15 protein-coding genes are annotated in these 14,848 nt (G+C 71.6%); 7 read left to right on the top strand and 8 right to left on the bottom strand.

The genetic code is table 11. The annotated features are described in order from the left end of the window. Both CCN37_RS29525 and CCN37_RS29530 read right to left on the bottom strand, forming a co-directional pair. Entirely contained in the window at positions 1-687 is a 687-nt protein-coding gene (locus CCN37_RS29525) for a hypothetical protein (RefSeq protein ID WP_086827100.1), read from the bottom strand. After that, on the bottom strand, positions 684-1,028 hold the full coding sequence (locus CCN37_RS29530; protein WP_086827102.1) for a helix-turn-helix domain-containing protein: 345 nt from the start codon (positions 1,026-1,028) through the stop codon (positions 684-686). The genes CCN37_RS29525 and CCN37_RS29530 overlap by 4 nt, the downstream gene beginning before the upstream one ends. A gap of 55 nt (positions 1,029-1,083) precedes the next feature. Between CCN37_RS29530 and CCN37_RS29535 the strand changes: the two genes are divergently transcribed. Both CCN37_RS29535 and CCN37_RS29540 read left to right on the top strand, forming a co-directional pair. Further along, the gene (locus CCN37_RS29535) at positions 1,084-1,911 is read left to right on the top strand and encodes a hypothetical protein (protein ID WP_086827104.1); all 828 of its coding nucleotides are present in this window, start codon (positions 1,084-1,086) and stop codon (positions 1,909-1,911) included. Positions 1,912-1,920: 9 nt separating this feature from the next. Continuing rightward, positions 1,921-2,382, top strand: coding sequence for a DUF6328 family protein (locus CCN37_RS29540; protein ID WP_086827106.1), 462 nt, complete (start codon positions 1,921-1,923; stop codon positions 2,380-2,382). Between the two features lie 169 nt (positions 2,383-2,551). On the opposite strand, the gene CCN37_RS29545 is transcribed toward CCN37_RS29540, so the two are convergent. Next, complete coding sequence (locus CCN37_RS29545; RefSeq protein WP_086827108.1) at positions 2,552-3,004, bottom strand: helix-turn-helix domain-containing protein; 453 nt, start codon at positions 3,002-3,004, stop codon at positions 2,552-2,554. 75 nt (positions 3,005-3,079) lie between these two features. Here CCN37_RS29545 and CCN37_RS29550 point away from each other — a divergent pair, with 75 nt between their 5' ends. From CCN37_RS29550 to CCN37_RS29560, 3 genes are read left to right on the top strand one after another with little or no spacing between them, the layout of a single operon-like run. Next, on the top strand, positions 3,080-4,333 hold the full coding sequence (locus CCN37_RS29550) for an MFS transporter (RefSeq protein WP_086827110.1): 1,254 nt from the start codon (positions 3,080-3,082) through the stop codon (positions 4,331-4,333). Continuing rightward, entirely contained in the window at positions 4,330-4,797 is a 468-nt protein-coding gene (locus tag CCN37_RS29555; protein ID WP_086827112.1) for an SRPBCC family protein, read from the top strand. Before CCN37_RS29550 ends, CCN37_RS29555 begins: the two co-directional genes overlap by 4 nt. Beyond that, a complete protein-coding gene (locus tag CCN37_RS29560) occupies positions 4,794-5,249 on the top strand; it encodes a hypothetical protein (RefSeq protein ID WP_086827114.1) in 456 nt (151 codons plus the stop codon). The genes CCN37_RS29555 and CCN37_RS29560 overlap by 4 nt, the downstream gene beginning before the upstream one ends. A 55-nt stretch (positions 5,250-5,304) precedes the next feature. Here CCN37_RS29560 and CCN37_RS29565 read toward each other — a convergent pair whose 3' ends face one another. Next, the gene (locus CCN37_RS29565; protein WP_086827116.1) at positions 5,305-6,138 is read right to left on the bottom strand and encodes an NAD(P)-dependent oxidoreductase; all 834 of its coding nucleotides are present in this window, start codon (positions 6,136-6,138) and stop codon (positions 5,305-5,307) included. A gap of 148 nt (positions 6,139-6,286) precedes the next feature. Here CCN37_RS29565 and CCN37_RS29570 point away from each other — a divergent pair, with 148 nt between their 5' ends. Further along, positions 6,287-9,325 (top strand): BTAD domain-containing putative transcriptional regulator, encoded by a 3,039-nt coding sequence (locus tag CCN37_RS29570; RefSeq protein ID WP_086827118.1) that lies wholly within the window; start codon positions 6,287-6,289, stop codon positions 9,323-9,325. A 97-nt stretch (positions 9,326-9,422) separates the two neighbouring features. After that, positions 9,423-9,776 carry an Lsr2 family protein gene (locus CCN37_RS29575; RefSeq protein WP_086827120.1) on the top strand — a complete coding sequence of 118 codons (354 nt, stop codon included), beginning with the start codon at positions 9,423-9,425 and terminating at the stop codon, positions 9,774-9,776. Positions 9,777-10,085: 309 nt separating this feature from the next. On the opposite strand, the gene CCN37_RS29580 is transcribed toward CCN37_RS29575, so the two are convergent. The 4 genes from CCN37_RS29580 to CCN37_RS29595 all read right to left on the bottom strand — a co-directional run. Continuing rightward, positions 10,086-10,511: a DUF4383 domain-containing protein gene (locus tag CCN37_RS29580; protein ID WP_086827122.1), complete on the bottom strand. Its 426-nt coding sequence runs from the start codon at positions 10,509-10,511 to the stop codon at positions 10,086-10,088. Between the two features lie 39 nt (positions 10,512-10,550). Beyond that, positions 10,551-10,979 carry a hypothetical protein gene (locus tag CCN37_RS29585; protein WP_086827124.1) on the bottom strand — a complete coding sequence of 143 codons (429 nt, stop codon included), beginning with the start codon at positions 10,977-10,979 and terminating at the stop codon, positions 10,551-10,553. A 113-nt stretch (positions 10,980-11,092) separates the two neighbouring features. Continuing rightward, positions 11,093-11,386: an STAS domain-containing protein gene (locus tag CCN37_RS29590; RefSeq protein WP_086827128.1), complete on the bottom strand. Its 294-nt coding sequence runs from the start codon at positions 11,384-11,386 to the stop codon at positions 11,093-11,095. Then, a partial coding sequence (locus CCN37_RS29595; protein WP_143261866.1) for a SpoIIE family protein phosphatase occupies positions 11,383-14,848 on the bottom strand: 3,466 nt, incomplete at its 5' end. The genes CCN37_RS29590 and CCN37_RS29595, both read right to left, overlap by 4 nt.

A 14,848-nucleotide genomic window follows, 5' to 3' on the forward strand; every position in this document is an offset into this window, starting at 1 on the left:
TCAGCGCGTGTAGTGCGAGCCGAGCGCCTGGCCAGCGGCGGAGAGCGTGCGTTCGACGAGGTCGGTCGCGGTTCCCTTGCGCCAGCGCTCGGCCCACTCGGCGGCGTAGCCGAGGTAGTCGCCGTACTGCTCCGGCGACCACGGGCCGTCCATGCCCCAGTCCGAGCCGCGCAGCGCGTTCACGGCGATCACCACGTGCTCGTCCAGGATCAGCGGGCCCTTCTTGCCGTCGAAGGCCGCGAAGTACAGGACCTTGGTGAAGCCGGAGCCGGGCAGCCTGCCGAGCGCGTGCGAGCCCTTCCTGGTCAGCATCGCGAAACCGGCGAGCGGGCCATCCTCGCGCGTCGCGCGCACGGCGGCGGCGAGGTTGGGGCCGACCATGTCGGGGTTGTGCCCGAAGACCATGCCGAGCTTGATCGCACCGCGCTGCTTCGGCCCCGACGTCCAGACCGACGCGGCCACGAGCGTGTGCACGGCGCCCAACTCGTCGTCGGCGCGGCGGGCGATCTGGAAGACCGTGTGCCGGTCCACGGTCCCGGTCTCCAGCTCCGGCGGCCAGAACGCGGGGTCGGGCAGCTGCGGCAGCCAGTGCAGCTTGGTGAAGCCGACCTTCTGGCGCAGCAGGTACACGCTGTCCCGGGCGGGCGGCGTGCCGCGGAAGACCTTGTCGAAGTCCAGGGCGCTCACCTCCGAACGGTATCGAGGCGCAGCGGCAGGTCGCGCTCGGCCCACTCGGCCATCGTGTCGAGCACCTTCTTCAGCCGCGCCCCGGCCTCGGTCAGCTCGTACACGACCCTCGGCGGCACCTCGGCGTAGGCGGTCCGCGTGACCAATCCCGTCTCCTCCAGGCGTTTCAGCCGCGCGGACAACGTCTTCGGGCTGATCCCGGACAGTCCGGCGCGCAGCTCGGTGAACCGCTTCGGGCCGTCGAGCAGGTCGCGCACCACCAACGTCGCCCACGGCCCCTCCAGCACGACAAGGAACCGGGCTATCGGGCATTCGGGTAGATCGTGACCCAGCTCACCCACGCCAACTCCAATAGTTCATTTGAGGTAACTGATTCCTTATCGGAACCATAGCCGCATGACCATGATTGTTCACGGAGCCACCGGAGCCCAGGGCGCCCCCGTCGTCCAAGCCCTCGAAGCTGCTGGGCTGCCGGTGCGCGGCCTGTCCCGCGCCCAGGGCGACCTCGATGACCGCGCCGCGCTCGCCGCCGCGTACGAGGGAGCGACCGGCGCCTTCATCCACTTCCCGATCACTCCCGACCCGGCCGCCCCGGCTCGTTGGGCGGAGAACCTGGCCGCCGTCGCCCGCCCGCACCGCGCGGTGATCTCCACCAGCGGCGGCGTTCCCGGCGATCCGGCCTCGCCGTTCGGGGCACCGCGGCTGGCGGCCCTCGGCGACCTCGCCGAGCGACTGTGCGAGGCGGGCGTTGTGGTGACGGTGCTCGCGCCGCGCCTGTTCCTGGAGAACCTGCTGCTCCCGCCCGTCCGGGAAACCCTTGCGCGCGAAGGAGTTCTGACCTATCCCGTGGTGGCTGAGCAGCCTGTCGCGTGGTCGAGTCACCTTGACGTCGCCGACGCGGCGGTCGCCGCGCTCACCCACGCCGACCCACCGTCCTTTGTGGACGTCGGCGCGGTTCCTGGGCTGACCGGCGCCGACCTCGCGGCCGAGCACGGCGCCTCGGTGACCTACCGCGCGATGTCCCCGGTGGAGTTCGGCGGGCTGCTCGCCCCGATCCTCGGCGAGGGCGCCTCCGCCGGTATTCAGGCGCTCTACCAGGCAGTCTCGGCCCGCCCGGACGCGCTGGCGGTCACCGCCGAGACCGGGACGGAGAAGCTGCTGGGTGTGCGGGCGCGGTCCGTGCGCACCTGGCTGGAGGGGTTGAGCGCTCACCCGGTCGGGTAGTTAGGACCGGTGAGCAGGCCGGAGGAATCCGAACAGCGTCAGCTCGCCCGCAACCTCAGCGAGCTGCTCCAGGAACTGCGCGTCGCCCAGGGCGGCGTGCAGATCCTGTTCGGGTTCCTGCTCTCCATCGCCTTCAGTGACCGCTACGAGGACGTCGACGGCTACATCAGGACGCTGCACCTGATCACCGTCGTCCTCGCGGCGGTGGCCGTCGCGCTGCTGACCGCTCCGGCCGCGTGGCACCGCCTGCTGTTCCGGCAGGGCATGCGCAAGGAGATCATCGAGACCGCCAACGTCTTCGCCATCAGCGGCATGGTCTTCCTGGCGCTGGCGATGATCGGCACGGTGCTCTTGCTCGGCGAGGCCATCGTCGGCGGCTGGCTCGCGGTGGCGATCGGAGTGCTCGCGCTCGTCGGCTTCGGCACGCTGTGGTTCCTGCTGCCGTTGCTGCGCAGGAATCGCGCCCGCTAGCCGCCCTCGGCGTCGTCGGCCGATATCGCCCAGCAGATCCCCGCGCCGACGCCGAGCACCGTCAGTGGCGCCAAGGCCAGTTCCAGCAACACCGCCACGCGGCCTCCTCCTGTTCGGCGACTCGTGTGGAGAACACCCCGGAGGAGCGGCGCTGGTTGTATGACGCGGGTCACTCGACGCCGGTGGCCGGGATCGCCGAGATCAACAGGATCGCGTCGAGCAGCCGCCACCAGTCCGGTTCCGTGAGATCCCTGCCCAGCACAGGTGCGAGCATGCTCGCCGCGCCGAGCAGTCGCGCGGCGAACTGCTGCGGGTCACGGCCGAGTCCTTCGGCCGCTGTCGCGACGGTGGCGCGGAACCGGCGGCTTCGGCTCAGGCGGGCCAGCTCCTTGGGCACGGGCGCGGTCGGTGTCCCCTGTGCCGGGCCCAATTCGATCCGCAGTTCGGTGCCGAGCGCCGAAGCCAGGCTGCTCAACGCTCGCAGGGTCGGGTTTCCCCTGCCGTTCTCCAGGTTGGCGATGTAGGGCACCGACAGTCCGGCGTCGGCCGCGACCGAGGCCACGGTTCGTCCGGTCGCCGTGCGCAGCGCGCGCAGCTGCGTCCCGATCTGCTCGTCCCGCACCCGGAGCTCCTATCTTGACAGAACACATCTCGGTCGACGTATCTTCTCACAGGATTACTCGACGGGGGTGGGGCAGTGCTGGAAGCGTTGCGATTCCGGGATTTCCGGCTGCTCTGGGGCGCCCGGCTGGTGGCGGCGCTCGGGTCGTGGCTGCTGGTGATCGCCATCCCCGCGCACGTCTTCCAGGTCACGGGATCGCTGGTGGCGACCGGGCTCACGCTGGTCGCGGAGTTCCTGCCGCCCCTGGTGCTGGGGCCGGTGGCGGGCGCGCTCGCCGACCGGTGGGACCGACGGCGGGTCATGATCTGCGCCGATCTGGTCCGCGCGGCGGTGATCACGCTGATGTTGTTCGCCACCAAGGAGAACTCGCTGTGGCTGGTCTACGTCGCGCTTCTCGCGGAAAGCGCCGCCGCCACGGTGTTCCGGCCCGCTGCGCAGGCGCACACCCCTGCGGTCGTCGGCACCGGCTCCGCCCTGAGCGGCGCCCAGTCGCTGAACGCCGTCACCGACGGGATCGTCCGGCTCGTCGGGCCACCGGCCGGAGCCGCCCTGCTCACCCTGGCGGGCTTCGAGTTCCTCGTCCTGCTCGACTGCGCGAGCTACCTGGTCTCGGCGGTCGCGATCGCGGCGACCGCGCCCCGCACGCGCCCGCCCGGCGAGCGCAAGGCGGTTCTCGCGGAGATCGCCGGCGGCCTGCGCGTGCTGCGCCGCGTGCCGATCGCGTTGGCGCTGCTGCCTTTCAGCGCGGTCTTCCTCGCGGCCAACGCCTCGCTCAGCGCACTGCTGGTGCCCTTCGGCGTGCGCCAGCTCGGCGGCAGTGAGCAGGTCGGCTTCGTCAGCTCGGCACTGGGAGTGGGATTCCTGCTCGGCGCGGTGGTCATCCGGCGCTGTGTCGACCGCTTCCCGCCCGGTCACCTCTTCGCGGCGAGCCAGTTCGCCACCGCGATCGCCTTCTTCGTCCTGTTCGACTCGATGACGATGGGCGTCGCGCTGCCCGCTGCCTTGGCTGTCGGCGTCTTCGGTTCGATGACCGTCGTGACACCGCAGGTGGCCTTGCAACGTGCTGTGCCGAACGAGGTTCTTGGCCGGATCAGCGCGGTCTTCCTGACCGCCGAGGCGCTGGCGGCGCTGCTCGGCGCGCTGGCCGGTCCGGCCCTCGCCCAAGGGTTCTCCTTGCGCGCGGCGATGGTGACCGCGTGTCTGGTGACGATGCTGAGCGCGCTGGCGAGTGCGTTGCTGATCCCCGAACCGACGGTGTTTCCGCCTCCGATGCACGGGTATGGCCTTGAGGAGAGCGAAATCCACGATGCGAGGGGAGATCACAGATGAGCGTGATCGAGGAACAGGTCGACGTGCATGTGCCGGTGCGCACCGCCTACGACCAGTGGACCCAGTTCGAGTCGTTCCCGCAGTTCATGGACGGCGTCGAGCGGGTCGAGCAGCGGACGAACACGCTGACCCACTGGCACGCCTCCATCGCCGGTGTCGACCGCGAGTTCGACGCGGAGATCCTGCACCAGGTGCCCGACGAGCGGGTGTCGTGGAGCGTGCTCTCCGGGCCGAAGCACAAGGGCACGGTGTCCTTCACCCCGCAGGACGCGACGCACACGAAGGTGTCACTGCGGATCGAGTACGAGCCCGAGGGCGTGGTGGAGAACGTCGGCGACAAGCTCGGCCTCGTGCAGAACCGGGTGCGTGGAGACCTCAAGCGCTTCAAGGAGTTCATCGAGAAGCGCGGCGCGGAGACCGGCGCGTGGCGAGGCGAGGTCAAGCCGGGGGATTCGCGGCTGTGACCGAGATCTGCGGCCGCACCAAGGTCGTCGCCCCCGTCGAGGTCGTGCGAGCGCACTGGCAGCGCGTGGAGTCCTTTCCGGAGTTCATGCTCGGAGTGCGCGCCGTGCGGCGCGAAGCCGGTGAGCTGACCACGTGGCGGCTGGACGATCAGGAGATCACCGTGCGCGTGAAGACGAGCGACCGCGGCATCTCCTGGTCTACAGTGGACGGTCCGAAGTACGAGGTGGTCGTGCTCTGGCGAGCGCTTCCCGGCGGCAGGACCCGCCTGACGTGGCGGATCTGGGTTGACGAGGACAGCGAACTGGGTACTCCCAAAGAGCTCGCCGTGCGCTTCCAGGGCGACTTGGAGCGCTTCGCCGATCGCATGGTCTCGATCCGGGGCCTGCGCATCGACCACGGTGAGGCTTGGCTGAAGGACCCTTGCGGCGGACGCCAACCGGTTGCGCTGTGAGGAAGACCGCGTGGGCGGGGTGTGGGCTGGCGCCCGTACCCCGCCCGGCCGTCTGTCATCCCCGGACCCGGTCGACGAGCGTGCTGAAGTCGCCGTCGGCGGCGCGGAGGAGTTCGCGCAGCGGCACCAGCAGGTGGCCGAGCAGGTCCGCGTGCACCCCCTCCGAGGCGCTGGCGTCGGCGATGTTGGCGATGGCCACCGCCTGCATGTCCGACGGCGAGTCGGAGTCGTCGGCGTCGGAGGCGGGCAGCCCGGCCGTCGCGCTCAGCCACGGTGGCAGCAGCGCGGACAGCGCTTCGGAGTGCTCCGGGCCGACCAGCGCCAACGCGTGGCTCACCCCGGCGGACTGCCCGTACATGGCGCTCAGCAGGGCCAGGTCGTACAGCGACGCGAGCCCCGCGTCCTCACCGACGTACTGCGCGGCGCCGAGGACTTCGAGCACCGGCGCGTAGCGGTCGAACGCGGCCCGGGACCCGCTGTAGAGCACGAGCGAACCCGGCTCGCCGATCATCACCGGCACGGCCATGATCCCGCCGTCCACGTAGTCGAAGCCCGAGGCCTTGTCAGCCGTGGCGCGGGCCTGCTCCGGCGTGCCGTTGGTCAGGTTCACCACGGTGCGGCCCTCAAGGGCGTCGTCCGCCCCGCCGAGCACGTCGTGCAGCGTCGGGTAGTCCAGCACACAGATGATCACCAGCGGGCTCGCGGTGATGGCATCCGCAACGGTGGCGGCCCGCGCCGCACCGTTCGAGACGAGGTCGTCGGCCTTCGCGGCCGTGCGGTTCCACACGGTGGTCCGGTGACCGGCCTTGAGGAACGCGGCGGCGAGCGCGGAGCCCATGGCGCCGAGCCCGATCAGGCTCACCGGCACCGGAGTGTTGTTGTCGGTCATGCCGCCACTCTCCGCACCCCCGGTCTAGATCTGGTCTAGGCCGCCCTCAAGATCGTCATTTCGCGTTGTGGCGACTCGTGCGGGGGAGCGCTCCCCGATCGCATGTCGTTGCCACAACGTGAAGGGCGGGGGTGGGTAGCGTGGCGGTGTGCGTTTCGGGGTGCTCGGTCCGCTGGAGATGTGGACGGCGGACGGGACTTCGGTGCCGGTCCGCGAGGCGAAGGTGCGCGCGCTGCTCGTGAACCTCCTGCTGCACGAGGGCGAGTTCGTCCCGGCGGATCGGCTCATCGACGATCTGTGGGGCGACCGGCTCCCGGTGAACCCGGCGAAGACGCTTCAGACGCGGGTCTGGCAGTTGCGGCGCGCGCTGGAGGAAGCCGGAGCGCGCGAGCTTCTTGTGTCACGACCGCCTGGCTATGCGTTGCGCGTGGAGAAGGACGCGGTCGACGCGGGGCGGTTCGAGGCTCTTCGCGGGCGCGCGCGGACGACGACAGACCCGCGCGCGAAGGTGAAGCTGCTGACCGAAGCGCTGGAGTTGTGGCGCGGCCCCGCCTTCGCGGAGTTCCAGGACGCGGAGTTCACGCGCCACGCGGTCGAACGCCTCACGGAGAACCGGCTTCTCGCGCAGGAGGACCGCGCGGAGGCGTGGTTGGCCGCGGACGGGTACGACGCGGCGGACCTCCTCGGCGAGCTGGGCGAGCTGGTTGACTTGCACCCGCTGCGCGAACGGCTGCGCGCGGTGCACATGCGCGCGCTGTACCGCGCGGGGCGGCAGAGCGCGGCGTTGGAGGGCTACGACGAGCTGCGCCACCGCCTCGCCGATGAACTCGGCCTTGACCCCGGCCCCGAACTCGTGGAGCTGCGCCAGGCGATCCTCCAACGAGATCCCGCGTTGAGCGCCGAACCGCCGACGAACCTGCCCGCCGCGCTCACCACGCTGATCGGCCGCGTCGACGCCATCGCGGAGCTGCGCGCGCTGCTGGACGACAGCCGCCTGGTGACGTTGACCGGGCCGGGCGGTGTCGGCAAGACCCGCCTCGCGATCGAGACCGCGCGCCAGCTCACGAAGGCGTTCCCCGACGGCGTCTGGCTGGTGGAGCTCTCCGCGCTGGACCGTGGCGTCACCGAGCTCGTGTCCACTGTGGTCGGTCTGCGGCACGACGCGCCGGGCCCCGGGTTGGAGCAGCGGCTCGCGAGCATGCTGAGGACCAAGCGACTGCTGCTCGTGCTGGACAACTGCGAGCACGTGATCGAGGCCGTCGCCGAGCTGACCGAGCGCCTGTTGCGGGCCGCGCCGGACGTGCGCGTGCTGGCCACGAGCCGTCAACCGCTTGCGGCGGAAGGGGAAGCGGTGTGGTCGGTGCCGCCGCTCACCCCGCAGGCCGCCGCCCAGCTCTTCGCCGCGCGCGCCGCCCCCGGGTTCAGCGCCGACGAGGCCGGAGCCAACGCCGAGGCGGTCGCGACGATCTGCCGCAGGCTCGACGGCATTCCACTGGCACTGGAGCTGGCCGCGACGCGGTTGCGCGCGCTCGGCGTGCGGGAGCTGGCCGCGCGCATCGACGACCGCTTCGCGTTGCTGGCGGGGGGCCGAAGGACCGCGCCGAGCCGCCAGCGCACGCTGCGCGCGGTGATCGACTGGAGCTGGGACCTGCTCGCGGAGGACGAGCGGACGGTGCTGCGACGCCTGACCGTGCACGCGGAGGGCTGCACGCTGGACGCGGCGGAGGTCGTGTGCGGCGCGACGCTCGACGTGCTCGCCCGCCTCGTCGACCGCTCGCTGGTCGTGATGACCGAGACGACCGCCGGGCCGCGCTACCGGCTGCTCGAATCCGTCGCCGCCTACTCAGCGGAACGCCTCGACGAAGCCGGAGAGACTGAGCCTCTGCGCGCACGACACCGGCGCTATTACACGGAGTTCGCCGAGCGCGCCGAGCCGCACCTTCGCGGTGCGCAACAACAGCGGTGGCTGCGCGCGCTCGACGTGGAGAGCGCCAACCTGCACCGCGCGCTCGACGGCGCCGAGGCCGACTGGGCGCTCCGGCTGGTCAACGCGCTCGGGTGGTACTGGTTCCTGCGCGGGCGGTTGGGGGAGGCGCGTGGAGCGCTCGACACGGCGCTCGCGCTCGGCGGCTCAGCACTCCTGCGCGCGAAGGCCGGGGTCTGGCGGGCGGGTTTCGCGTTGCTGATCCGCGACGCGGCCGAGCCGGAGTCCGTCGAGCCCGACCTCGCGCTCCTGGACGCCGTCGAGGACCGCGCCCAGGCGGAGTGGTTCCTGCACTTCGCGCAGAAGGGCTTCGGCGCGACGGTCTCCGGCGATCGGCTGCTCGCGGACTTCCACGCGGCAGGGGATCGGTGGGGCGTCGCGGCGGTGCTGAGCACGGAGGCGTTCTCGCTGGCCACGAGCGATCTCGCGGAGGCACGGCGGCTCGGCGCGCGGAGCTTGGCCCTGTTCGAGGAGCTGGGCGACCGCTGGGGCCAGCTCAAGGCCGGGCAGGTGTTGTCGCAGCTCGCCGAGATCGACGGCGACTACGACACCGCCGCCCGCCTGCGCCGCGAGGGCCTGCGCAACGCCGAGGACCTGGGGTTGTGGACCGAGGTGGCGCACGAGCTGGCCGGACTGGGCCGCAGCGCGCTGCTCGCCGGGGAGCACGACCGCGCCGAGGAACTGCACACCCGCTCGATGCGGCTCGCCGAGGAGCAGTCGCACCAGTGGGGAGTCCAGCACGCGGAGATCGGGCTCGCGCTCGGCGCCCGGCGGCTCGGCAGGTTCGACGAGGCGGAAACGCGCCTGCTGCGGTGGCTGGACTGGTGCCGGAAGTGGGGCGGCGCGCACGGGCTCGCGTTCATCCTCGCCGAACTCGGCTTCCTCGCCGAACAGCGCGGTGACGCCCGGACCGCGCTCGCCCGGCACCTCGACGGCCACACCGCCGCGCGCTCGACCGGGGACCCCAGGGCCGTCGCGCTCGCCCTCGAAGGACTCGCGGGCGCGCACAGCCTTTCCGGCGATTTTTCACAGGCCGCCCGGATGCTGGGAGCCGCGCGCGCGTTGCGCGAATCCGCCGGCGCGCCGTTGCCACCAGCAGAAAGCGCCGACTTCGAGCGTATCTCGCAGCGCATCCGCGCCGCGCTGGGCCCGTCGGCCTTTGCCGAAGCATTCCGGCTGGAAGGCGAATTCGATCGCGGATGACATCGTCCGGGTGGTCAAGGGTTGGAGTGAGTTCTTCTTTTTTGCTAGGGTTGTTTCGTACACACTATTCAGACAACTTCTCCTTGGGTGATGTCGCATGGCGCAGCGCACTGTTGTGCAGTTGATCGATGATCTGGACGGCACGAGCAGCGAGGACATCTCGCGTATCGAGTTCGGCCTCGACGGTCTGACCTATGAGATCGACCTCAATGAGGAGAACTCGGCGAAACTGCGCGCCGTCCTCGAACCGTTCGTGGCCAGCGGCCGCAGGCTCGGTGGCCGGGCCAAGCGCGGCACCCGCCTCGGCGCGCCCGCATCGGGCCGCAGCAAGGACGAGACCAGGGCCATTCGCGAGTGGGCCAAGGCCAACGGGCACGAGGTCTCCGACCGGGGCCGCATCCCGAGCACGGTGATCGAGGCCTACGAGGCGGCGAACCCCGCCGCGGCGTGATGCCGCCCAGCTCTTTCGACACCCGGCGGACGCCCGAGCGCTTTCGGTAAAGAAAGCCCTCTGGCGTCCGCCGGTTTTCGCTCGACACCTCGGCGGACGAGCGCGCGGATTGGTCCAGCGCGAGCGCCCGCCTCTCGGCCGGTGCCGAGATAGTCCAGTACCGCCGCGTGTGAGTCAGCCCACCAGGCAGAACCGCCGGGCGGATAGGCCGATTGTCGGGCCGCGATACGGCTCACCGCCTTATCGCGGCGCCCCCGTGCTCGGCGGGCCCGAAGAACGCCGCGGTTCCCATTCGGTTTCGAGCGCGTCTCACTTCCTACCGGGACCTGCCGTCACCAAACCGAGCAGCACCATCACGACGCCGAGCCCGAAGTGCAGCCAGTCGTCAGCGGCGTTGAGCGGCACCGCGTTGGCCGGGCTCGCGTCATCGGTGAGCAGCCCGTAGCCGCACAGGCCCAGGCAGAGCGCACCGCCGACGAACAGGTAGCGCCGCGCGGAGGCCGGTTCCTTGCCGAACACCAAGCCGCCTACGCCGAAGGCCAAGTGCACGACGTTGAGCAGCACCGACACGGCGAAGACACCGAAGAGCAACGCGGCGGAATCCTGCCCGGCCATGCGCAACCGCTCGTAGCCGGTGGTCGCGCCGGGGATGAACCCGAGAATGCCCAGCGCGAGGAAGAGCCCGCCGACCCACGCCGCGACTGGCTGTACGGGAGCGTGGATCTCGGCGGCCATGCGCTCCGGCTACCCGGGGCCCACCACCACAAACACCCCTCATCCGGCGAGCAGATGACGCGGCTGGTAGCTGTAGGCGCTCAACGGGACGGAGACGCGGAAACCCGTCACCGGCACTTGTTCTCGCGGCGGCGCCAAGCGCGATTCCAACGAGGTCAGCGCCGCGAGGTGGATCGAGGTCTTGTCCCACGCCCCGCACGGCCACGCGACCGGGCGGCGCAGCACCGAGGTCCGGCACGTCGGACAGGTGTAGCCGCGGCTGGGGTGGTCGACGGGCCGGTGCTCGTCCAGGATCGAGCGCCACCAGGTGATCCCGAAGCGCAGCTGCTGGCGCAGCGAGACGACCTCGGGGTCGCTGAGCACGGAGCGGTCGGCGAGCGCGGTCAGCGTCGTGTAGACGGCGGCGACCAGGGTGTCGAGGTAGGGGACCGGTGGTGTGGAACCGGGGCGATCGGAAGAGATCGTCATCGTGCCTCCCTCTGCGGCGGCGCGTCCCCGTCGGGACGGCCCGTCACCAGAAGACGAGGATGTCGGAGCAAGGCTGCGAAAGTGTCGCGGCTCCGTCACCGATCACCAGCCGATCACGAGCCGTAACGGATCGCCGCAACGCCGGTGAGGCCGGACAGCGCAACGACCTGCTCCACCGCGTTGCCCTTTCGGAGCACCAGCTCCAGCCGCCGGTCGCGGGCCTGGGCGAACAGCACGCGCAGGCCCGCGCTGTCCAGGTAGGTCGCGCCGAGCAGGTCGACGACCACGCGGGCCCCGACGTCGCCGAACTCCGCCTCCAGCTCGCCCGCGTTGGCGAAGTCGACCTCGCCGACCACCGTCACGGTGCGGACCCCGTCCTCGTCACGGCCGGTGAACTTCGCGGTCATGTCGAGCGCCTCCTCCACATCCGGACCGTGGTGCCGCCGTCCCCGCTGTCGATCGCCACATCGTCCATCAGGGCACGCATCATCCGCACCCCCCGACCCCGATCGCTCGGCGCGGGGTTCGGCGACAGCCAGTGGCCCTCGTCGGCGACGACGACCTCCACGCGCGAGCCGTCCAGCCGCACGAAGACCCGCACGCGCCCGCTGGGATCGGCCTCGTAGCCGTGCTCCATCGCGTTGGTCGCGGCCTCGCACGCCGCGACCACGACGGGCTCGGTCGCCTCGGCGGCCACGTCCGCCCGCGCCAGCCACGCGCGCAGCTCGGTGCGCATCACCGCGAGCTGGTCCGCCCGCGCGGGCAGGTCCAGCTCCAACGGCGGCGGGGGATGGCGGTAGACCAGCACCGCCACGTCGTCGTCGTGCCCGACCGGGGGCAGCAGTTCGGCGAGCAACCGGTCCGCCAGCTCGCTCGGCCGCAGCGCCGAGGAGTCCAGCACCACCCGCTGCGCGGCGCCGATGCCCTCCAGCACCGGCACGTCACGGCGCTCGATCAGCCCGTCGGTGTAGAGCAGCAGCGTGGAGCCCGCGCGCAGCTGGACCTTGGTCTCCGGCCGCGCGCGCCCCGGGAACACCGCGAGCGGCAGCGACCGGTCGGAGAGCAGTTCGTGCGTGCCGTCGAGCTGGGCGAGCACCGGCGGCGGGTGCCCGGCGTTGCTGTAGCGGACCGTGCCGTCCACCGGGTCGATCACCGCGCAGAACATCGTCGTGCACAGCGCCCCCGGGATCTGTTCCGCGAAGGTGTCCAGGTCCTCCAGCGCCTGCGCGGGACCGTTGGCGCGCAACAACAACGCCCGCGCGGAGCTGCGCAGCTGGCCCATCACCGCCGCCGCTTCGAGACCGCGCCCGACGCAGTCGCCCACCACGACGCCGATCCGCCCGTCCGCGAGCCGCACCACGTCGTACCAGTCGCCGCCGACCTCCAACGGCTGCACGGCGGGCTCGTAGCGCACCGCGAAACCGGGCGGCAGGTCGGTGGGCCCGAGGATCGCGTGCTGGAGGGTCAACGCGACCTCTCGGGCCCGGTCGTAGTCGCGCGCGCGGTGCAGCGCCTGCGCGAGATGGCTGGAGAGCAGGCCGAACAACGCCTCCTCGCCGGCGGAGAGCGGCTGCCGCGCCCCGAGGCCGAGCCACACCGCGGCGTCGCCGCCGCCGAGCGGGGCCGCGACGCCGGGGTTCTCGCCGAGCGCCGCCAGCACCGTCGACACCGGGCGCGACCTCGCCGCCGTGAGCGCTTCCTGCGCCGCCGGGTGCAACCGGCCCACCACCAGCTCGGGACTCCCGTCAGCGGCGAAGATCACCGCGATGGCGTCCGGCACGTCCAGCGCCCTGCACAGCGCGGAGATCCCCGCGTTCAGCACCTCGCCGACGTCGGTCGCGGCGGCCAGCGCGGTGGCGAACTCGGCGATCGTGGTGTCCCGCTCCGCCGCCCGCTTCTCCTCGGTGATGTCGCGCAGCGTGCACACGAACAGCCGCTCACCCGTCCCGCCCGGAACGGTCGTCGCGTTCACCGCCACCCAGATCCGGTGGCCCTCGCTGTGCCGCAGCGGCACCCGGAACTGACCGCCGGTCCCCGAGATGAACCGCCCGAACGCCTCCATCTGCACGCGGTGTTCCTCCGGCCGTTCCTCGGCGTCGAAGAACCACCGCTGCGGCCACGGCGCGGGCAGTTCGCTCGCCGGATAGCCGGTGATCTCGGTGAACGCCGCGTTGACCTCGATCGCGGTGCCCCGTGCGTCGGCGACCAGGAATCCCTCCTGGAGGGAGTCCACCAGCGCGTGCCGGAACCGCGACTCCCGCCCGCGCAGCCGCGTCAGCTCCAGGTTCGCCCGCACCCTCGCGACGAGTTCGTTGCTGGAGAACGGCTTCGGCAGGTAGTCGTCGGCGCCGGCGGCCAGCCCCTCGACGGTGCTCACCTCGCCCGAGCGCGCGGACAGGAACAGCACGGGGATCGGCGCGGTCGCCGGGTCCCCGCGCAGTTCGCGCACCATCTCGAAGCCGTCCATGCCCGGCATCATCACGTCGCTGAGCACCAGGTCAGGCCGGTGCTCGCGGGCCAGCGCCAAGCCGTTCACGCCGTCCGCGGCCAGCAACACGCGCCAGTGCGGCTCCAGCAGGCGCAGCAGGAATCCGCGCATGTCGGCGTTGTCCTCCACCACCAGCACAACGGCCGAGTCGCCCTCGAGCGCGGCAGAGGTGTCCGGTTCCGGCTCGCTCCACTGCAACGCCTCGTCGAGGTAGACGCTCGTCCCGGCGAGACTGGTCTCCCTGGGCGCAGCCTCGCTCGCGGAGAACGGCAGCAGCACGGTGAACGCGCTGCCGACCCCTTCCTCCGAGGCCGCTCCGACGCTGCCGCCGTGCAGGCCGACCAGCTCGTGCACCAGTGCCAAGCCGATCCCCGCGCCCTCGTGCGAACGCCCGCCCCTGCCCTGAACGCGGTGGAAGCGTTGGAACAGAAGGGGAATCTGGTCTTCGGGAATGCCGATGCCGGTATCGGAGACGGTCAGCCGCGCGTGGTCCCCGGTGGCCAGCAGGTTCAGCTCGACGCGCCCGGAGCGGGTGTACTTCACCGCGTTGGACAGCAGGTTCAGCACCACCTTCTCCCACATGTCCGCATCGAGGGGGACCGGGCGCGGCAGCTCCGGCGCGCTCACCGTGAACTCCAACCCGGCCCTGCGCACGGCCGGCGCGAAGGACTCGGCGATCTCCCTGGTCAGCGCAGCGAGGTCGGTGTCGACGAGGTCGGCCCGCAGCCGTCCCGCCTCGATCCTGGAGAAGTCCAGCAGGTCGTCGACGAGCCTGCCGAGCCGTCCCGCGTTGCGCCGGATGATCTCCAGCCGCTCCCGCTGCCCGTGCGCCAACGGCTCCGCGCTGTCGCCGAGCGCGTCCTCGGCGGGGCCGGCGATCAGCGTCAGCGGGGTTCTGAACTCGTGGCTGACGTTGCTGAAGAACTCGCTCTTGGCGCGGTTGAGCTGGGCCAGCTTCTCCGCGCGCTCGCGTTCGGCCTGGTAGTCCAGCACGTGCGCGAGCACCTGGCCGACCTGCCCTGCGACGAGGTCCAGGAAGAGGCGGTAGTCGGTGTCCAGCGCGCGCAGCGGGCTCACCCCGAGCGCCAGCGCGCCGATCGGTGCGGGCCGCCCCGCGACCAGGGGCCGCACCACCACGCCGTCCGCGTGCTCGCCCGGAATCTCGGCCTCGCCGAGGTGGATCGTCGCGTGCGGGATGTCCTTCGTGAACCCTGCGAGCACTCGCATGACCGCTTCGCAGGCGCCGTCGAGGTCGCGCGCGGTGCCCCTGACCTCGGCCAGCTCGCGCAGCGCCCGCATCCGGCGCTCGCCGAGAACCTGCGGCGTGGTGTCGGTGGTGGCCACGAAGATGCCGAGCACCGCGCCCGCCGCGTCCAGCACC

It is taken from the genome of Allokutzneria sp. NRRL B-24872, from assembly GCF_002155965.1.
Lineage (GTDB): Bacteria > Actinomycetota > Actinomycetes > Mycobacteriales > Pseudonocardiaceae > Allokutzneria.